Source organism: Pseudomonas sp. SED1 (assembly GCF_034044025.1).
Classification (GTDB): domain Bacteria; phylum Pseudomonadota; class Gammaproteobacteria; order Pseudomonadales; family Pseudomonadaceae; genus Aquipseudomonas.
Genome location: NZ_JAXCIS010000159.1, coordinates 23883 through 41778, shown reverse-complemented (window position 1 = coordinate 41778; position 17896 = coordinate 23883). Strand labels below are relative to the sequence as shown.

Here is a 17896-nt window from a genome sequence, read left to right as displayed (position 1 = left end):
GCGTTGTGACTATTACACCTCGCTGGTCTGCGCCCTGCCCTGCACCACCGCTTTCTTCGGCACGTCTGCCAGTAACGGAATCTCCTTGCCCTCGGCATCAAACAACTTGCCGCCGCTGAAGTAATCCCCGTCCCGCAACGCCGCCACGTCCTGAAAGCACAGGCTGCGCTCAGTCCCGGCAACAAACACCGACTGCTGGTCCGAGTTGCCAGTAGTGAAATGGTTGAACGCCAGGTTCAACAGGATCGCCATGATCGCCGACGAACTGATCCCCGAATGGAAAATGGTCGCGAACCAGCTTGGGAAGTGGTCATAAAAACTCGGTGCCGCAATCGGGATCATGCCAAAACCGATGGAAGTGGCGACGATGATCAGGTTCATGTTGTTGCGGTAATCAACCTTGGACAAGGTCCGAATACCACTGGCAGCCACGGTGCCGAACAGCACGATTCCGGCCCCACCCAGCACTGAAGTCGGCACTGCAGCAATCACTCGCCCCATAAACGGCAGCAGGCCGAGGATCACCAGAAATATCCCGCCGGTGGCGACCACATAGCGGCTCCTGACCCCGGTCACCGCCACCAGCCCGACGTTCTGGGCAAAGGCACTTTGGGTAAACGAACCGAAGATCGGTGCAAACATGCTCGACAGCATGTCCGCGCGCAGGCCATTGCCGAGGCGCTTGGAGTCGACTTTGGTGTCGATGATTTCACCCACCGCGAGAATGTCCGCCGAGGTTTCCACCAGCGTCACCATGACCACGATGCACATGGAAATGATCGCCGCCAGATGGAAGGTTGGCATGCCGAAATGGAATGGTGTGGGAAAGCCGAACATCGGGCCCTGGGTCACGCTGGAGAAGTCCGCCATGCCGAGGAACACCGCGATCACCGTACCGATCACCATCGCCAGCAGGATCGACAGCCGCGAGATGGTCGCGCTGCCGATCTTGCTCAGCAACAACACCAGCACCAGGGTCAGCGCCGCCAGGCCGATGTTCGGCATGCTGCCGAAATCCGCCGCGCGGCTGTTGCCACCCATGGCCCAGCGAGCGGCGACGGGCATCAGGGTCAGGCCGATGGTGGTGATCACAATCCCGGTGACCAGCGGCGGGAAGAATTTGGTTATTCGCGAAAACACCGGGGTGATCAGCAAGCCGATCAAGGACGCAGCCATCACCGCCCCGAGTATCGCCGGGATACCGCCCGCGCCGTCGCTGCCGACGATCGCCACCATGGTCGCCACCCCGGCAAAGGACACCCCTTGCACCAGCGGCAACTGGCAGCCGAAGAACGGCAACCCCAGGGTTTGCAACAGCGTGGCGAGGCCACCGGCAAACAGCGAAGCGGCGATGAGCAAGCCAATATCCGCCGGCGACAACCCGGCAGCCTGGCCGACGATCAACGGTACGGCCACGATGCCGCCGTACATGGTGAGCACATGCTGCAGGCCGTAAGCCATGTTGGCTGCGACGCCGAGATTCTCATCTTCTGGCCGCTGCGGTGACGCCTTCGGGATAGTCATGGTGAGGGGTTCTCTGTTTTTGTTGTGCGCTCACTGTATGCAATAGAAAGATTGGATGTCCATAGAGTTGTATACAATCAATTTCACAAAGAGACCTCCAGCGGCGTTACAAAAACCCATTCAGCCGCCCTGCCCCGTGGCTCGAAGTGCTGCGCACAAGGACTTGAAAAAAATGCTCAACCGCAAGCTGCGCATCCACGCTCCGGCGATTTACTACTTCGACATGGTTCGCCGTTGCCACTCGATCCGCGAAGCCGCGCGCCGCCTGAACGTGGCGTCTTCGGCGGTGAACCGGCAGATCCTCAAGCTGGAAGACGAAGTGGGCGCGGCGCTGTTCGAGCGCCTGCCCGGCGGGCTGCGCCTGACGGCAGCCGGCGAGATCCTGACCCGTCACGTGAGTGCTCTGTTGCAGGATGTCGAGCGTGTGCGCGGCGAACTCGATGGCTTGAACGGCGTGCAGACCGGCCATGTTGAAATCGCCACGGTAGAAGGCGCCACCGTGGAACTGCTGCCCGCCGCCCTCAAGCGCATGCGTGAGCGTTATCCGAAAGTGACCATTGGCGTCACGGTGCAAGGTTCGCAGTCGATTCCCGGTGCGGTGATCAACGGCCAGGCTGACTTGGGGCTGGCTTTTGCGTTACCGCGCAGCAGCGAAACCATCCAGGTGTGTGTCGGCCATTTCCGCTTGGGTGCGCTGATGGCGCCGGGGCATCCATTGGCCGGCGAGGCGTGCGTGAGTTATGCACGTTGCTGTGAACACGGGGTGATCCAGGCCAAGAGCGAACTCTCGGTTCATCACCTGATCGCGCCGCTGCACAAGCGTTCGGCGGCGGCGAACAAGCCGCTGCTGCAAAGCAATTCGATGGAGCTGGCCCGGCAACTGGCGCGCCAGCAACTGGGCATCGCGTTCCAGACACGCATCGGCGTGGAGGCTGATTTGGCCCGCGGCGAACTGTTGCACATCCCACTCAGCGACCAGGGCGGGATCTTCAGCGACCTCGGCTTGTACGCCCGCAAAGACCGGGACTTGCCGATGGCGGTACAAGCCATGGCCCATCTGCTCAGTGAAGAAATCAGCTTGCGCGAACATCAGGAAACATCCTCGGCGCCACGTATTTCCTGACTCTCAGGCCAGCTTCAGTGCTGCCGTTTCGGCATCGGCCCAGGCGAGATTCTGTTCTTTGGAACCCGCAAAGGATGTGCAGATACTGCGCCCGACGACCCTTGCGCGGTCGCCATGAGCCAAAACGCCAAAGGAATTAAAACAATGAAAAAGGCACTGCACGGCGCAACCGTATTACTCACACTGTTCGGCGGCGGGGAGGCTGTCGCGCTGGAATGGATGAACAACAGCGTAGGATTTCGCTACGGACAGCAGTTCACCAATCCGAACAACCCGGACGACTTCAGCAAGCGCATCTACAGCTTCACCCACGCCAGCGGCTACCAGTACGGCAGCAACTACCTGAACCTCGATGTGTTCCTGTCCGACAGCCGCGACCCGCGCAAGGGCACCGACCACGGCGGCAGCGAAGTGTATGCCGTGTACCGGCACCAGCTGTACGCCTCACGGGTATTCGATGTGCCGCTCGGCACCGGGGTGATCAAGGATTACGCGCTGACCTTCGGCTTTGATGCCAACCGCAACAACAACCTGGCCTCGGCGAAAAAACGTGCGCTGGTGATTGGCCCGACCTTGAAGTTCAACACCGTCGGCGTGCTGGACCTGAGCCTGATGTACTACAAGGAAAGGAACCATTCCGGCATCCCCGGTGCGAAAGAACCCGACCACACCTTCGACGATACCTACATGCTCAACGTGACCTGGATGCGGCCTTTCGAGATCGGCAACCACGGGGCGAAGTTTCAGGGGTTTATCAATCACGTAGGGGAAAAAGGCGAGGACTTCCATGGCCGCGATACAGCGCCTGAAACCCTGATGCGCACCGCGCTAATGGTGGCGGTGCGCCCGGGAAAGAGCGTCAAGCCGAACCTGTACCTGGGGGTGGGTTACGAGTATTGGCATAACAAGTTCGGCGTGGACGGCGGCCGGGGCAGCCGCACATCAACGCCGACGGTGAACATGGAAGTGACGTTCTAGCGGGCGCGCACCAGGTCGGCATCCGCATCGTCAACCTTCGGCCGTGCCATCCAGTAGCCCAACACGGCCAATGGCGCGGTCGCCAGCATCACAATCGCGGTGATCAACAGCGGCTGGTCGATCATCGACGACACAATCAGGCTCCCGAGAAAGCACAGGCCCAACTGCAAGGTGTTCTGCAAGGCTGCCGCTTTGCCGGAATTTTCCGCAAACGGCATCAGCGCATTCGCCACCACGATCGGATAGCTGGCGCCATTGACCAGCGCCATCAGGCAGAACGGAATCAGCAAGGTGGCAAGCGTCGGCACGGTCAAGGTCGCGACCAGGTACAGCGCGACCATGCTGATGCAGTACGCCAGCAGCAACCACGGCAACAAGGTCTTGCCCTGGAACCGCTGCAACGCGCTGCGGCAACTGTAGCCACCGATCAGGAACGACAGCGTTGGCAACACGTAGCTCAAGCCGATGTCGTTGGGGCTATAGCCCATGCCGCCGAGGATGAACGGCGAGGCGGTAAGCCAGGCGAAGAAGCTGGCCGAGCATGCGGCGAAGATCATCACGTTGCCGGTGAACACCCGCGACTTGAGCAGTTGCCCATAGCCGAGCCGGGAAGGTTCGGCATCGGTTGTCAGGCGTTTCGGCAGCGGCCGGAGAAACAACGTGGGCAGCAGCAGGAGCAACGACACCACCAACAACACACCGAAGATCGCCTGCCAGCCCCAATGATTCAACATCAGCGCCCCCAGCAGTGGCGCGAGGGCCGGAGACAGTGACATCAGCGGCATGATGCCGGCGAACACCCGATGCGCCTTGTCCGCCGGGTAGCGGTCGATCACCAGTGCCTGCCAACTGACAGCGGCGGAGCACACGCCAATCGCCTGGACAAAACGCAAGGCCAACAGCTGCGGCGCGGTCTCGACCCAGAACATGCCCAGGCAACCCAGAACAAACAGGGAAAGGCCGGTGAGCAGGACCGGCTTGCGCCCAAGCCGGTCGGACAACGGCCCCCACAACAACTGCCCGACGGCGAAGCCGGCGAGGAAAATACTCAGGCTTGCGCCCACGGCGCCGGGGGAAATTTGCAGTTGCTCGCCCATGGCGCCAAACGCCGGCAAGTACATATCCATGGCCAGATAGCCGAGCATGCTCAGCCCCGCCAGGTACCAGGTGAATCCAAAAGAATTTTTCATTGAAGCCTTGTATAAACTGCCATCAAACTATTTGCTGACTGGCGCCTATTATGAAGCTGAGCATTTCCCTGTGAAGCGATAATAATTGAACGCTCTTATCAATATTTTTGAAGGCAACTTTCATGTGGTCTGAATATTCCCTCGATGTGGTGGATGCGGTAGCCCGCCACGGTAGCTTCAGCGCCGCCGCCCAGGAACTGCACCGCGTGCCGTCGGCCATCAGCTATACCGTGCGGCAAATCGAAGAATGGCTGGCGGTACCGTTGTTTGTCCGACGTCATCGAGACGTAGAGCTGACGCCCGCCGGTAAATTGTTCGTCGACGAGGCCCGGGGCGTCATGAAAAAAATGCTCGGCACCCGTCGGCTGTGCCAGCAAGTGGCGAATGGCTGGAGCGGTCAGTTGAAAGTCGCGGTGGACTCCATCGTCAAACAGCAGCGCTGCCGGCAACTGGTGCTGGATTTCTATCGCCAGTTCCCGGAGGTGGAATTGCTGATGGAATACGAGGTGTACAACGGCGTGTGGGATGCCCTGGCCGATGACCGTACCGACATCGTGATCGGCGCCACCAGCGCGGTACCGGTGGCCAGTCAATTCACGTTTCGCGACATGGGCCTGTTGAACTGGCTGTGCGTGGTCAGCAGTCGGCATCCGCTTGCGTCCGTAGAAGGCCTGCTCAGCGATGACCAGTTACGGCCCTTCGCCTCCCTGTGCATGACCGACACCTCACGCAACCTGCCCAAGCGCGACACCTGGACCCTGGATAACCAGCGCCGGTTGGTGGTGCCGCATTGGGCTTCGGCGATTGATTGCCTGCGGGACGGCCTGTGCGTCGGCATGGCGCCGGCGCACCTGGTGCAGCCATGGATCGAGCGTGGCGAGTTGAGCGCCCTGCAACTGTCCCGGCCCTTCCCCGCCAGCCCGTCGTGTGTGGCGTGGGCGCAGAACAAACTGTCGCCGGCCATGGCGTGGTTGCTGGATTACCTGGGGGATACCGAGACCCTGAATCAGGAATGGCTGAACGGGGTGCAGGTGGGCTCCGGCTACCCCTGATCGTTCCCACGCTCTGCGTGGGAATGCAGCCAGTGACGCTCCGCGTCAGCCTCATCCATGTCTAGTCCAGCAACCGGGAAAGCGCACGCACGATCATTTCCACCTCCTTGCCATCGATAGTCAGCGGCGGCAGCAGGCGAATGATCTTGCCCCGCGTGACGTTGATCAGCAGGCCATGCTCTTGCGCCGCGCGCTGGGCCAGGTCGCGGTGAGGTGTTGCCAGTTCGATGCCGATCATCAGCCCTTGCCCGCGAATCGCCAGTACCTGGGGATGTTCGCTCAACTCCACCCGCAGGCGCGCCAGCAGCCGCTCGCCCTGTTGCGCCGCGTTGTACAGCAGGCCTTGTTCTTCGATGATTTCCAGCACTGTACAACCCACGCGACAGGCCAGCGGGTTGCCGCCAAAGGTGCTGCCGTGGCTTCCGGGCGTGAACAGTTGCGCAACAGCAGCCCGGGCCAGGCACGCGCCAATCGGCACGCCGTTGCCCAGGCCTTTGGCCAAAGTCATCACGTCCGGCACGATGCCTTCATGCTGGAAGGCAAACCAGCGACCGGTGCGGCCGACCCCGGTCTGGATCTCATCGAGCATTAACAACCAGCCCTGCCGGGTACAGTGCTCGCGCAAGGCTTTCAGATAACCCGGCGGCGCGACTTGCACGCCGCTTTCACCCTGGATCGGCTCCAGCAGCACCGCGACAATGCGCGCACCAAACTTCTGGGTCACGGCTTCCAGCGCCTTCAAGTCACCAAAGCCGACCTTGATAAAATCCCCCGGCAACTGTTGAAACCCTAGCCGCACGGAAGGTCCGTCACTGGCGGACATGGTGCCCAGGGTGCGCCCGTGAAAGGCATTCTCCATCACCACCACCAGCGGCTGTTCGACGCCCTTTTTCCAGCCATGCAGCCGGGCCAGCTTCAGTGCCGTCTCGTTGGCTTCGGCACCGGAGTTGTTGAAGAACGCCTGGTCCAGCCCGGAAAGCTGGGTCAGTCGTTGGGCCAGCCGCTGCTGCCAGTCGATGCTGTAGAGGTTGGAGGTGTGCAGCAGCAAGCCCGCCTGTTCACTGATGGCCGTCACCAGGCGCGGGTGGGAGTGACCGACGTTGGTCACCGCCACGCCCGCCACGGCGTCCAGGTATTCGCGACCCTGCTGGTCCCACAGGCGCGTGCCAAGGCCACGGGTAAAGCTCAGGGGCGACGGTTGATAAGTGGTCATCAGGCAGGCGGCGGTCATGGCATCAAGCTCCAGTGCATCGTAGTGATGGCGCCAGTATCGTTAGCCATCTGAGCTGGATAAACTGCGTAAATCTGCAATCACTTTAAACCAGGACTTGATAATGGATCTGTTCCAGGCGATGACGGTGTACGTGAAAGTGGTGGAAGCCGGCAGCATGACGGCCGCCGCGCAGTCATGCGGCATGTCCACCACCATGGTCGGCAATCACCTGCGTGCCCTGGAGCAAAGGCTGGGCGTCAGCTTGCTCAAGCGCACCACACGCAAGCAAAGCCTGACCGAGTTTGGCGGGATTTATTACCAGCGTTGCCTGGAGGTGCTGGGCCTGGTGGCCGACTCCGAGCAGATGGCCGAACAAGCCAACAGTGACGTGCCCAAGGGCCTGCTGCGGATCACCGCACCACCGGCTTTTGGCACCGAGCGCCTGGCACCCGCACTCAGCGAATTTTCCCAACGCTATCCACAGATCAAGCTGTACGTGGTGCTGAGCAACCAGCGGATGGACATGGTCGACAGCGGCTTTGACGTGGCCATCCGCTTGGGTGACCTGGACGCTCCAAGCCTGATTGCGCGCCCCATGCAGGATTACACCATCACCCTCTGCGCCTCTGCGGAATACCTGGCGCGACGTGGCACACCTCAACGCCCCGATGATCTGCAGCAACATGACTGCCTGGCGTTCGCTTACCCGGCGACCGACGATTGGCGCAACGCCGACAAGTTGTGGCGAATGCGCGGCGCAGAGGGCGACGTGGAAATCCCCGTTTCCGGCTCGTTGACCATTAACAGTTCGCAGGCCTTGCGCCAGGCTGCACTGGAAGGCATGGGCATCGTGATGCTGCCTGACGCCTTGGTCGAGCCAGACTTGCGGGCCGGGAAACTGGTGGCATTACTGACGGACTACCAACTGCCCAGCCGACCAATGCACTTGCTGTACGCCCAAGACCGTTATCGCCTACCCAAGCTGCGGGCATTTGTGGATTTCGTCATGGAGAAGTGGGCGCGCTAGAGGTCCACCCCGAGTTCGCGCAAGCGTTCGCGGGTCTGCCCGGCAGATACGTGGTGAATCCCTTGCCAGCCAAGCGCAATGGCCGCGTCGATATTGCCGACTACATCGTCAATAAACACCACCTCCCCCGGCTGGATATCCGGCAGATGGGCGCGCACCTGCGCCAGGCTGGCGTGGTAGATCGCGGGATCGGGCTTGATCAACTTGATTTCGCCAGACACCACGATGTCGCGAAAATATCGCAGGAACGGGTAGTTGGCTCGGGCATAGGGAAAGGTTTCGGCGGACCAGTTGGTCAGGCCGAACAGCGGCATCTTTGCCTCATGCAAGGCTTCGAGGATCGCCACGCCCTCAGGCAATGAACCACGCAGCATCTCGTGCCAGCGGTCGTAGTACGCCTGGATCAGTGGTTCATGCTGCGGATGTTCGGCAATCAGCGTGCGGGTCGCCTCGGCCAGGGTGCGCCCGGCGTCCTGCTCGGTGTTCCAGGCCTGGGTGCAGACGGTGTCCAGGAATTGCTGGCGTTCATGGTCGTCGGCAATCAGCTGGCGGTAGAGATGATGCGGGTTCCAGTCGAACAGGACACCGCCGAAATCAAAAACGACTGCACGAATCGTCATGAAGATCCTCCGTTAGCGTGGGTGTGATAACGGCCTCAGTCTGGCATGACGCGCACAAAAAAGCGGCCCCTGGAGGCCGCTTTTTCATTACCCGAAGCGCTTAAGCCTGAACCAGGCCCTTGATCTTCACGGTCGGATTGACGTCAGCGTCGTAGTCCACGCCGTCGATCTCGAAACCGAACAGGCGCAGGAATTCTGCCTTGTAGCCGGCAAAATCGCTGATCTCGTTGACGTTGTCGTCAGAGACCTGATTCCACAGGGCCGCTACCGCGTCTTGAACCTTCGGCTCAAGTTCCTTCAGGTCGGCACGCAGGCGGCCGTCGGCGTCGAGCTTGGGCTCTTTGCCATACAGGCTGTCCTTGAACAGGCCATAGACCTGTTCGATGCAACCTTCGTGGGTGCCCTGCTCTTTCATCACTTTAAACAGCAGCGACAGGTACAGCGGCATGATCGGGATCGCCGAGCTGGCCTGGGTCACCACAGCCTTGAGTACCGACACACGGGCGTCGCCCTTCAGTGCAGCCAGGTTGTCGCGCAGGGTCAGGACTTTCTTGTCGAGGTCCTTCTTGGCTTCGCCGATGGAGCCGTTCCAGTAGATATCCTGGGTCAGTTTCTCGCCGAGGTAGGTGAACGCGGTGGTCTTGGCGCCTTCGGCCAACACGTCGGCGTCACGCAGGGCGTCGATCCACAGCTGCCAGTCTTCGCCGCCCATGACTTTCACGGTGCCGTCGATTTCTTCCTGGGTAGCCGGCTCAAGGGTGGTGTCGACCACGATGCCCTTGTCGGTGTTGATACCGCGCAGGGTCACGGCCTTGCCGATCGGTTTCAGGGTGGAGGTGTGCACCACGCCTTGCGGGTCGGTACGGCGTGGCGCGGCCAGGCTGTAGACCACCAGGTCGATCTTGCCCAGGTCTTTCTTGATGGTTTCGATGGTCAGGCGCTTGATCTCGTCGGAGAACGCATCGCCGTTGATGCTCTTGGCATACAGGCCTTTTTCCAGCGCAAACTTCTCGAAGGCGGCGCTGTTGTACCAGCCGGCAGAGCTGAGCTTGCCTTCTTCGCCTTCTTTCTCAAAAAACACGCCCAGGGTGTCGGCGCCGCAGCCAAAGGCAGCGCTGATGCGCGCGGCCAGGCCGTAGCCGGTGGAAGCCCCGAGGACCAGCACCTTTTTCGGGCCGCCTGCGATGGCACCGTGTTCGGTCACGTAGTCGATCTGCTCTTTGACGTTCGCTTCACAGCCAACCGGGTGAGCGGTCACACAGATAAAGCCACGAACCCGCGGTTTGATGATCATAAAATTTCTGCCTCTTCCAAGGTGCCGAAGGCCAATGGTGGCCTTTACAGCGTCAATCGTACCGGTCTATGACGTCCGGAAAACCGAAGCGTCACGATAGTCGCAAATCTTCTGTTCACAAAATGCTATCCGCCAAGCGTTTGATCCGGCGCACAACTGCGGTGGTTTGCGGGGGCAGTGGTAAAAAACTGTGCTCGACCTTCACAATTTCGCAATATTTAAACCGCCCGGCGGCTAAATAACCCCTTATGATGGCGATATTATTTCGACATGTTTCAAATCCGGCACCCGCCATAGGGATTTACGTTCATCTGCCTGGCCTTGCCAGCCCAGGATCGGGCGATTTTGAAGCAATCGAAAACCGCCCGATGGAGCCCAGTTTCATGAGTAAGAGTGTCATCCGCAAACGCCTGGCGTCCGCCGCCTGGGTCCTTGGCGTATTGCTGTTCATTTATTGCTTCCCGCGTACCACCCTCGTGTTTCTGCTGTTGGTGGTGTTCTGCGGGCTGTATGACTTCCTGCGCAATGGCTTGTACGACGGCCCGACCATCAAGAAGTACTTCGTCGGCAACGGCCGCAATACCTGGCTGCTGGCACCGTTCAACACGCTGTTTGATTTGTTGAGCCTGCGCAATCGCCACGTTTACAAGATGAACGACCTGCCGCCAGCCTGGCGCGAAGACCTGCAAAAGGTGATCGACGACGCCATGGCCAACAAAGACGAAATCATCCAGTACCTGGATGAGCGCATGGCCGAGAAAAAACGCGGCATGCTGTTTTTCCAATGGTACGGTCGCCCGATCGAGACCACCCTGGATATCCCGCAACTGCGGGAAAAACTGCCCTACGTGAAAACCATCGGCGTGTCGGTATTCAACGAAAACCGTTCCACCTCGTTTCACTTCGGCCCGCTGCGCATGATGTTCCGCGTGCTCTACAACATGGCACCGGCGCCCCATCACGACGGCGTGTACATCCAGGTCGGCAAGCACAAGCACTACTGGCACGATGACCCGCTGTTTATCTTCGATGACACGCTGATGCACGCCTCCTTCAACAAGAACGACGCCAAGCGCTACTGCCTGTTTATCGATATCGTGCGGCCAACCCTGGTGCCGTCCTTGCTTAACGGCCTGATCGCGGGCTTTGCCGGAGCGGTCTTTACCTTGCGGCGGTTTTTCTACAAAAACTGGAAGCTGATTCAGTAACTTCTGCGGCATGATGGTGCGCGACGGTGTTTGCGCTCGGCTCCAGTGCCGGGGAAAATGCCAGTCCAATGCGACCGAAAACGGCGCGCACTATCCTCAAGCCACGGGCCTTCCATGGTCCGGTGGCTGTGCTTTCAGGGAATCAGAATGCCCCAAAGACAAGTCATCAATGCCTCCGTAAGCCCTAAAGGCAGCCTCGAAACGCTGTCGCAACGTGAAGTCCAGCAACTGAGCGAAGCCGGTACCGGCAGCATCTACACCCTCTTCCGTCAATGCGCCCTGGCCATCCTCAACACCGGCGCGCACATCGACAACGCCAAGACCATCCTCGACGCCTATAAAGACTTCGAAGTGCGCATCCACCAGCAGGACCGCGGCGTACGCCTCGAACTTCTAAACGCACCGGCCGACGCCTTCGTCGATGGCGAAATGATCGCCAGCACCCGGGAAATGCTGTTCAGCGCCCTGCGCGACATCGTCTACACCGAAAACGAACTGGACAGCCAGCGCATCGACCTGAGCAGCTCCCAGGGCATCACCGACTACGTGTTCCACCTGTTGCGCAACGCTCGCACCCTGCGCCCGGGCGTCGAGCCGAAGATCGTGGTGTGCTGGGGCGGGCACTCGATCAATACCGAAGAATACAAATACACCAAGAAAGTCGGCCATGAGCTCGGCCTGCGCAGCCTCGACGTGTGCACCGGCTGCGGCCCCGGCGTGATGAAAGGCCCGATGAAGGGCGCGACCATTTCCCACGCCAAGCAACGCATTACCGGCGGGCGCTACCTGGGCCTGACCGAGCCTGGGATCATCGCCGCCGAGGCGCCGAACCCGATCGTGAATGAGCTGGTGATTTTGCCGGACATCGAAAAGCGCCTGGAAGCCTTCGTGCGCGTCGGCCACGGCATCATCATCTTCCCGGGCGGCGCCGGCACCGCCGAAGAGTTCCTGTACCTGCTGGGCATCCTGATGCACCCGGACAACCGCGACGTGCCGTTCCCGGTGATCCTCACCGGGCCGAAACACGCCGCGCCGTACCTGCAACAGTTGCACGCGTTCGTCGGCGCAACCTTGGGTGAAGCAGCGCAGGCCCACTACCAGATCATCATTGACGACCCGGCCGAAGTGGCGCGGCAGATGACTGTCGGCTTGAAAGCGGTCAAACAGTTCCGCCGCGAGCGCAACGACGCGTTCCACTTCAACTGGCTGCTGAAGATCGACGAAGGCTTCCAGCGCCCGTTCGACCCGACCCACGCCAACATGGCCAGCCTGCAACTGAGCCACGCCCTGCCGCCCCATGAACTGGCGGCCAACCTGCGCCGGGCGTTCTCCGGGATCGTGGCGGGCAACGTCAAGGACAAGGGCATCCGCTTGATCGAGCAGAACGGGCCGTATGAGATTCATGGCGACCCGGCGATCATGAAGCCGCTGGACGAGTTGCTGAAGGCATTTGTGGAGCAGCACCGGATGAAACTGCCGGGCGGCGCGGCGTATGTACCGTGCTACCGCGTGGTGCAGTGAGTCAGCGCTGAACCGCTACGCACTTGATCTCCAGCAGCAAGCCCGGATTGGCCAGTTCTGATACGCCAATGACCGTCCAGGCGCACAACCCTCTCGGGAACAGGCGGTTTTTCACTTCACGGAAAACCGCCATGTGTTCGCTCAGGTTCACGTGGTAGGTGGTCATGTCGACCACGTCTTCGAAGGTACACCCACCCTCCTCCAATACCAGCCTCAGGCTCTCCCAGGCGGCGATGAACTGCGCCTCGGGGTCGGTGATGACTTCCAGGTTTTCCGTGCGGCCGACCTGGCCTGCGCAGTACAACGTCTTGCCGACTTTTACGGCCGGGACGTAGCCAGCGCGTTCGACGATGGGGTGCATGGAGGTGGGGATGATGAGGTGGCGGTCGGTCATATGTTGTATCTCTTTGAGCAGCAGTATTCGATGCCGGGAAGAAAGCGGTTGGGCTATCTTTTACCGCCTGGCGCTACTCAGCGCATCCAAAAGTTTGCCCAAGGAACCGGGTCAATGAACAACAAACCCGAGCCTCAACCAACAACAGTCAGCGTTCAAGCGCTGAAAGGTTTGATTCGTTGCCTCGACAAACCGATCAGCATTGATCAGATGACACAAGCCTGCGCCAAACAGGCGTCAAAATCCTCCTGGCTGGCTGGAACTCTCTTTCACGGTTCGCGTAACCTTCGGCCTATCCGCGTCATACACATGACGACTGACCCAAATCTGGAAGAACTAAAGTGCGCAAACTCACACTACTTTTCCTGACGCTGATCCCCACTCTCGCCCTCGCCGAATCCATCACCTGGCCCGACCTGCCCGTCACCTGCTTCGTCAGCGGTCGTTCCGCTACCAGCCAGGATGTGGACACCGGTTGTGCCGCGTTTCTGATCAATGTGAAGGGCAAGCCGGCAGGCACGCCGATCAAGCTGGATATCCCGCAATACGCGATGCATGTTGACGAAGGCACAGGGAAGGAAACACCGGTGATCCTCATCCAGGCGGAAGAGAACGGTGATGTAAAAGCCGTAGGTTACAAGGAGCTCGGCACCGGCCAGTTAGGCGCGGCGCTGCTCAGGGAAGTTCGGCTTCTGGGTATACAGAAGCCGATTTAAGCCATTGAAAAATGGTCAGCGAACCCAACCGCCGCCTTGCCAGTGATAGCCGTCATTGCGCTGTACCCAATGCGGATGCACGTAGCGATAACCCGGGCGCTCCGGCTCCCAGTGACCATGCACCGCCACATACCGCCCGCCTTCCCAACGCCAGTAGCCACGCGACCACAGGTAGCCAGGTCGCCCTTCCGGCTCGACCTCGATGACCTGCACCGGCGGCGGTTGCGGCGCGACGACTTCTACATATTCACGCTGCACCGGTCGTCGATCATGCACGACCCGCTCCTCTACACACCCGGAAGCCGCGACGACCAGAGCCGCCAATGCCGCATAACGTAACAACATACAGAATCCTCGGGCGTCACCGCCCAGCGTTTACACCAGTAAAAATGCCCCCTTGTTCCAGCCGCGCTCCTGCTTGGCTATAAGACTTTTTAACAGGTGCCAACTGTCAGATTGCTGAACCCACGGGCGGACGGCAGGTAAAGAAAAACTGACCATTTCAGGATGTACACGCTACGGCCGGTTGTTTCAAACGCACCAAAATCAGCCCCGCCACCACCACGGCGATACCTATGTACGTGGAGGCATAAATCACATCGCCAAACATCAGTGCGGCCCACACCAGTGTCACCGGCGGTTCCAGGTACACCAATGCCGCCACATGGGTGGCTGTCATGACCCGCAGCAACATCCACAAACTCAGGTAAGCCACGAAGGTTGAAAACACCGTCAGCCAAATGATGGAAACCAACACATTGGGAGCCCGGGGAATGCTCAGCGTATCGGTGTACAGCACTGCCGCCGCAAATCCGATCAAAGTCAGCAATGACTGAATAAACAGCGCCAGGCTGAGGTCACCGGACTGGGTCTGGGCCGACCGGCGTTCGTACAGCGTGGCCACGGTCAGACCGAGCGCCGACACCAGGGGCAGTAAATACATGACCAACCCGACTTCGGCTCCGCTGTTGCGGTATTGACCCGCGATCACAATCGACACGCCGGCGAAACCGATCATCAACCCCAGCCATTGCCAGCCACCACTGCGCTCGGCCACGCTGGCCGATGACAGTGCCGCCGTCATCAATGGCTGCAATGCGGCGATGATCGCCGCAATCCCCGGCGGCAAGCCGTTCTGGATCGCCACGTAGACACAGGTCAAATACAGAAACTGCGAGAGGAAACCGACCACCGCGTGATGGCGGATCTGCGCCCAGGAAACCTTCAGCAGTCGCACGTTCAAAAACAGCGCCAGGCACAACGACACCAATAAAAAACGCCAAAACAGCACATTGAAAATACCGTCACTCTGGGTCGCCAATTTCGCGCCGATAAAGCCCGAACTCCAAGACAGGACGAACACCATCTGTAACAGCAGCAGCCCTAAGGTTGATCGTTTCATTGAGCCTCCGGTTCGCTTGATTGACCAAAAGGCTAAGTGCCGCGCATGATTCTGTATATTTGAATAAGCCGCACCACTAATCCTGAAAAGTGGAATCATGAGCAAACAACTGAACATCGATCTATTGCGTACCTTCCACGCCGTTGCCCGCTTTCAGCGATTCAACGAAGCGGCCAATCACGTGCACCGCAGTGCTTCGACGGTGACCACGCAAATTAAAAAGCTCGAAGATCAGGTCGGCCAACGCCTGTTCAGCCGCAGCAACCAAGGGGTTGAGCTGACCATGTACGGCAAGAAACTTCTGGGTGAAACCACCGAGTTTCTCAAGAGCCACGACCGCTTGCTGGCCTCGCTCACGCCGCAACGCATGCAGGGCAAAATCCGCCTGGGTCTACCTGATTCATATGCCCCGGACTTCATGCAGGACTTCCTGCCCCGCCTGGTCGTCGACAACCCACTGTTGGAGCTGGAGGTAGAAGCGCGCTCCAGTGGCGAACTGCTGACGTTGTTCAGCAGCAAGCAGCTGGACCTGGCCCTGATTGTCAGCGCCCAGCCCTTGGAACAAGGCGAGCGCCTGGGGGAAATCCAGCCGCTATGGGTCGCCGCCGAACACTTCAGCTATCCACCGCAGGCGCCGCTGCCGATTGCCGTGCAACTGTCAGGTTGCCCCTATCGCGCCGCAGCGATTCGGGCCCTGAAGGAGCACGGCACTTACTATCGGGTGCTGCTGGAAAGCGCGAGTTCGCCGGCCGTTGAAGCCTGCATCCGCAGCGGGATGGCGGTGGGTTTGGTGGAAGAGAGCCGGATGGGCAAGGGATTGACGCGGGTGATCGCCGGGGCAGAATTGCCGCCGTTGCCGGTGCATCATCTGTATTTGCTCTGCGATAGCAGCAACCTGTTAGCGCTGCATGTGTATGAACAAGTCAAATCCGGCTACAGCGTTTAGGGCGGGCCGAAACGCAGCAGCACCGCGTCGATAAATCGCCGCAGCTTAGCGGTGCGCTGGCGGTTCGCGGTGTAGAGCAGATGCATCTGCCGGCTCGGCGCCTCGAAGTCCGGCAGCAGGCGTACCAGTTCGCCGCTGTTCAAGGCCGAACGTAAAAAATCCTCAGGCCCCAGCACAATCCCAAAACCATCCCGCGCGGCAGACATCAGGGCCCGGCTTTCATTCACGTGCAGGCGGCTGGCGACCTGCGCCTTGTGCAACACGGAGCCTTGGTAGAACGACCATTCACGGTCAGCCGGGCGTGACCAATAGGCGTATCCCAGGCACTCGTGGTGTTCAAGGTCTGCGGGCGTGAGTGGCGTGCCTCGCTCGGCCAGGTACTTCGGCGACGCGCAGACCACCAGGCGATAGGGCTGCAGCGGCCTTGCGGTGAGGCTGCTGTTCGCCAGCGGGCCGATGCGAAACGCCACTTCGTAGCCCTCCTCCACCAGGTCGACAAAGCGGTCGGTCAGGTGCAGGTCGATTTCGACCTCGGGGTTGTCCCGTAAAAATTCGGTCACCAGCGGCATCAGGCTGTAAGAGCCAAAGGTCACGGGGGCGCTGATTTTGAGTTTGCCCCGCGGCGTGTCATTCATGATCTGCGCGAGGGAGTCCGCCGCCTCTGCTTCCGTCAGGATATGTTTGCAACGCTCGTAGTACGCGCTTCCCAGCTCCGTCAGGCTTTGTCGGCGCGTGGTGCGGTTGAGCAAGCGTGCGCCCAGGCGCTGCTCCAGGGCCGCCACATGCTTGGCCACCATCTGTGGCGACATTTCCAGGCGCTCGGCGGCCCGGGCGTAGGACCCCAGCTCGGCAGCCATCACAAAGGCACTCATGCTTGAAAGGCGATCCATCATTCACCACTCCCAGTAACAACACTCAGACCAGAACGGCCATTTATCCTCATCCAGTAGCCAATCATCATAACGGCTCTCTCAACCAAGGAGCACCGACATGAAAATTGGCATCATCGGAGCAGGCTTTATCGGACGCGCTGTTGCGCAATTGGCGTTGGCCGCCGGCCATGAAGTGATGTTGAGCAACTCCCGTGGCCCGCAGTCCATGAGCAGCGTGCTGAGTGGCATTCGTGGGGTTCAAGTGGGCACCGCGCAAGAGGCGGCGCAATTTGGCGAATTAGTGCTGCTGGCCATTCCGTTCGAGCATTACCGCAGCGTGCCGGCGCAGTGGCTGGAAGGCAAAACCGTGATGGATGCCAACAACTACTACCCGAATCGCGACGGCCATATTCCGGTGCTCGACCGTTTCGAAACCACCACCAGCCGGTTGGTGGCCGAGCATCTGTCGCAGTCGAATGTAGTGAAAGTGTTCAATGCCATCCTGGCGCCGGACCTGACTCAGGACGCCCGCACCCGCGGTGCGCCGGACCGGCGTGCGCTCCCGGTCGCAGCGGATGACCCGGCAGCCAAGGCGCAAGTCATCGCCCTGTTGGACGAGATCGGCTTCGACGCAGTAGATGCCGGTGGGCTGGATGAGAGCTGGAGGTTTGAACGCGCCAAGCCGGCGTACTGCATACCTCTGGATAAAGAGGGACTGAAGGCAGCGTTGGCAGCTGCAGAGCGCCAGGTCGAGTTGCCCGCGCGCTGGTAACACCTGCAAAAAGCCCGCTGACCGTTACCGGTTCAGCGGGCTTT

Annotated in this window: 19 protein-coding genes; 10 read left to right on the top strand and 9 right to left on the bottom strand. The window is 60.2% G+C overall.

What is annotated here, in order from left to right:
• Nucleotides 1–12: 12 nt before the first annotated feature.
• Complete coding sequence (locus SNL23_RS20520) at nt 13–1524, bottom strand: nucleobase:cation symporter-2 family protein (protein WP_318303297.1); 1512 nt, start codon at nt 1522–1524, stop codon at nt 13–15.
• 172 nt (nt 1525–1696) lie between these two features.
• Here SNL23_RS20520 and SNL23_RS20515 point away from each other — a divergent pair, with 172 nt between their 5' ends.
• Together SNL23_RS20515 and SNL23_RS20510 are read left to right on the top strand one after the other, a co-directional pair.
• Nucleotides 1697–2647, top strand: coding sequence for a LysR family transcriptional regulator (locus SNL23_RS20515; RefSeq protein WP_318303296.1), 951 nt, complete (start codon nt 1697–1699; stop codon nt 2645–2647).
• 144 nt (nt 2648–2791) lie between these two features.
• Entirely contained in the window at nt 2792–3625 is an 834-nt protein-coding gene (locus SNL23_RS20510) for a nucleoside-binding protein (protein WP_318303295.1), read from the top strand.
• On the opposite strand, the gene punC is transcribed toward SNL23_RS20510, so the two are convergent.
• Nucleotides 3622–4815 carry a purine nucleoside transporter PunC gene (gene punC, locus SNL23_RS20505; protein WP_076017277.1) on the bottom strand — a complete coding sequence of 398 codons (1194 nt, stop codon included), beginning with the start codon at nt 4813–4815 and terminating at the stop codon, nt 3622–3624. The genes SNL23_RS20510 and punC overlap by 4 nt on opposite strands.
• A gap of 122 nt (nt 4816–4937) precedes the next feature.
• On the opposite strand from punC, the gene punR reads away from it, so the two are divergent.
• Nucleotides 4938–5867, top strand: a complete 930-nt coding sequence (gene punR / locus SNL23_RS20500) for a DNA-binding transcriptional activator PunR (RefSeq protein WP_318303294.1) — start codon at nt 4938–4940, stop codon at nt 5865–5867.
• A 61-nt stretch (nt 5868–5928) separates the two neighbouring features.
• On the opposite strand, the gene SNL23_RS20495 is transcribed toward punR, so the two are convergent.
• On the bottom strand, nt 5929–7098 hold the full coding sequence (locus tag SNL23_RS20495; RefSeq protein ID WP_318303293.1) for an aspartate aminotransferase family protein: 1170 nt from the start codon (nt 7096–7098) through the stop codon (nt 5929–5931).
• 103 nt (nt 7099–7201) lie between these two features.
• Between SNL23_RS20495 and SNL23_RS20490 the strand changes: the two genes are divergently transcribed.
• Nucleotides 7202–8107 (top strand): LysR family transcriptional regulator, encoded by a 906-nt coding sequence (locus SNL23_RS20490; RefSeq protein WP_318303291.1) that lies wholly within the window; start codon nt 7202–7204, stop codon nt 8105–8107.
• Here the strand turns inward: SNL23_RS20490 and SNL23_RS20485 are convergent.
• Entirely contained in the window at nt 8104–8727 is a 624-nt protein-coding gene (locus SNL23_RS20485; RefSeq protein WP_076017273.1) for an HAD family hydrolase, read from the bottom strand. The genes SNL23_RS20490 and SNL23_RS20485 overlap by 4 nt on opposite strands.
• 100 nt (nt 8728–8827) lie before the next feature.
• Complete coding sequence (fabV, locus tag SNL23_RS20480; RefSeq protein ID WP_076017272.1) at nt 8828–10021, bottom strand: enoyl-ACP reductase FabV; 1194 nt, start codon at nt 10019–10021, stop codon at nt 8828–8830.
• Between the two features lie 383 nt (nt 10022–10404).
• Here fabV and SNL23_RS20475 point away from each other — a divergent pair, with 383 nt between their 5' ends.
• A complete protein-coding gene (locus tag SNL23_RS20475) occupies nt 10405–11229 on the top strand; it encodes an aspartyl/asparaginyl beta-hydroxylase domain-containing protein (RefSeq protein WP_167662601.1) in 825 nt (274 codons plus the stop codon).
• 147 nt (nt 11230–11376) lie between these two features.
• Nucleotides 11377–12750: a nucleotide 5'-monophosphate nucleosidase PpnN gene (gene ppnN / locus SNL23_RS20470; protein ID WP_003218868.1), complete on the top strand. Its 1374-nt coding sequence runs from the start codon at nt 11377–11379 to the stop codon at nt 12748–12750.
• A 1-nt stretch (nt 12751) separates the two neighbouring features.
• On the opposite strand, the gene SNL23_RS20465 is transcribed toward ppnN, so the two are convergent.
• Nucleotides 12752–13144, bottom strand: a complete 393-nt coding sequence (locus SNL23_RS20465) for a RidA family protein (RefSeq protein WP_076017270.1) — start codon at nt 13142–13144, stop codon at nt 12752–12754.
• Between the two features lie 114 nt (nt 13145–13258).
• Between SNL23_RS20465 and SNL23_RS20460 the strand changes: the two genes are divergently transcribed.
• Together SNL23_RS20460 and SNL23_RS20455 are read left to right on the top strand one after the other, a co-directional pair.
• A complete protein-coding gene (locus SNL23_RS20460) occupies nt 13259–13513 on the top strand; it encodes a hypothetical protein (protein ID WP_318303290.1) in 255 nt (84 codons plus the stop codon).
• Nucleotides 13486–13860, top strand: a complete 375-nt coding sequence (locus tag SNL23_RS20455) for a hypothetical protein (protein ID WP_318303289.1) — start codon at nt 13486–13488, stop codon at nt 13858–13860. The genes SNL23_RS20460 and SNL23_RS20455 overlap by 28 nt, the downstream gene beginning before the upstream one ends.
• 15 nt (nt 13861–13875) lie before the next feature.
• Here the strand turns inward: SNL23_RS20455 and SNL23_RS20450 are convergent, their stop codons facing one another.
• The gene (locus tag SNL23_RS20450) at nt 13876–14205 is read right to left on the bottom strand and encodes a YXWGXW repeat-containing protein (protein ID WP_063032202.1); all 330 of its coding nucleotides are present in this window, start codon (nt 14203–14205) and stop codon (nt 13876–13878) included.
• Between the two features lie 157 nt (nt 14206–14362).
• Nucleotides 14363–15262: a DMT family transporter gene (locus SNL23_RS20445; protein ID WP_318303288.1), complete on the bottom strand. Its 900-nt coding sequence runs from the start codon at nt 15260–15262 to the stop codon at nt 14363–14365.
• 97 nt (nt 15263–15359) lie between these two features.
• Between SNL23_RS20445 and SNL23_RS20440 the strand changes: the two genes are divergently transcribed.
• Nucleotides 15360–16208, top strand: coding sequence for a LysR family transcriptional regulator (locus tag SNL23_RS20440; protein WP_076017267.1), 849 nt, complete (start codon nt 15360–15362; stop codon nt 16206–16208).
• On the opposite strand, the gene SNL23_RS20435 is transcribed toward SNL23_RS20440, so the two are convergent.
• Nucleotides 16205–17101: a LysR family transcriptional regulator gene (locus tag SNL23_RS20435; protein ID WP_318303287.1), complete on the bottom strand. Its 897-nt coding sequence runs from the start codon at nt 17099–17101 to the stop codon at nt 16205–16207. The genes SNL23_RS20440 and SNL23_RS20435 overlap by 4 nt on opposite strands.
• A 97-nt stretch (nt 17102–17198) precedes the next feature.
• Between SNL23_RS20435 and SNL23_RS20430 the strand changes: the two genes are divergently transcribed.
• On the top strand, nt 17199–17852 hold the full coding sequence (locus SNL23_RS20430) for an NADPH-dependent F420 reductase (protein WP_167662606.1): 654 nt from the start codon (nt 17199–17201) through the stop codon (nt 17850–17852).
• The last annotated feature ends 44 nt before the right edge of the window (nt 17853–17896 follow it).

Coding starts and splice junctions, on each gene's coding strand:
- SNL23_RS20520 (WP_318303297.1), bottom strand. CDS start 1,524: ATGACTATCCCGAAGGCGTCACCGCAGCGGCCAGAAGATGAGAATCTC.
- SNL23_RS20515 (WP_318303296.1), top strand. CDS start 1,697: ATGCTCAACCGCAAGCTGCGCATCCACGCTCCGGCGATTTACTACTTC.
- SNL23_RS20510 (WP_318303295.1), top strand. CDS start 2,792: ATGAAAAAGGCACTGCACGGCGCAACCGTATTACTCACACTGTTCGGC.
- punC (WP_076017277.1), bottom strand. CDS start 4,815: ATGAAAAATTCTTTTGGATTCACCTGGTACCTGGCGGGGCTGAGCATG.
- punR (WP_318303294.1), top strand. CDS start 4,938: ATGTGGTCTGAATATTCCCTCGATGTGGTGGATGCGGTAGCCCGCCAC.
- SNL23_RS20495 (WP_318303293.1), bottom strand. CDS start 7,098: ATGACCGCCGCCTGCCTGATGACCACTTATCAACCGTCGCCCCTGAGC.
- SNL23_RS20490 (WP_318303291.1), top strand. CDS start 7,202: ATGGATCTGTTCCAGGCGATGACGGTGTACGTGAAAGTGGTGGAAGCC.
- SNL23_RS20485 (WP_076017273.1), bottom strand. CDS start 8,727: ATGACGATTCGTGCAGTCGTTTTTGATTTCGGCGGTGTCCTGTTCGAC.
- fabV (WP_076017272.1), bottom strand. CDS start 10,021: ATGATCATCAAACCGCGGGTTCGTGGCTTTATCTGTGTGACCGCTCAC.
- SNL23_RS20475 (WP_167662601.1), top strand. CDS start 10,405: ATGAGTAAGAGTGTCATCCGCAAACGCCTGGCGTCCGCCGCCTGGGTC.
- ppnN (WP_003218868.1), top strand. CDS start 11,377: ATGCCCCAAAGACAAGTCATCAATGCCTCCGTAAGCCCTAAAGGCAGC.
- SNL23_RS20465 (WP_076017270.1), bottom strand. CDS start 13,144: ATGACCGACCGCCACCTCATCATCCCCACCTCCATGCACCCCATCGTC.
- SNL23_RS20460 (WP_318303290.1), top strand. CDS start 13,259: ATGAACAACAAACCCGAGCCTCAACCAACAACAGTCAGCGTTCAAGCG.
- SNL23_RS20450 (WP_063032202.1), bottom strand. CDS start 14,205: ATGTTGTTACGTTATGCGGCATTGGCGGCTCTGGTCGTCGCGGCTTCC.
- SNL23_RS20445 (WP_318303288.1), bottom strand. CDS start 15,262: ATGAAACGATCAACCTTAGGGCTGCTGCTGTTACAGATGGTGTTCGTC.
- SNL23_RS20440 (WP_076017267.1), top strand. CDS start 15,360: ATGAGCAAACAACTGAACATCGATCTATTGCGTACCTTCCACGCCGTT.
- SNL23_RS20435 (WP_318303287.1), bottom strand. CDS start 17,101: ATGATGGATCGCCTTTCAAGCATGAGTGCCTTTGTGATGGCTGCCGAG.
- SNL23_RS20430 (WP_167662606.1), top strand. CDS start 17,199: ATGAAAATTGGCATCATCGGAGCAGGCTTTATCGGACGCGCTGTTGCG.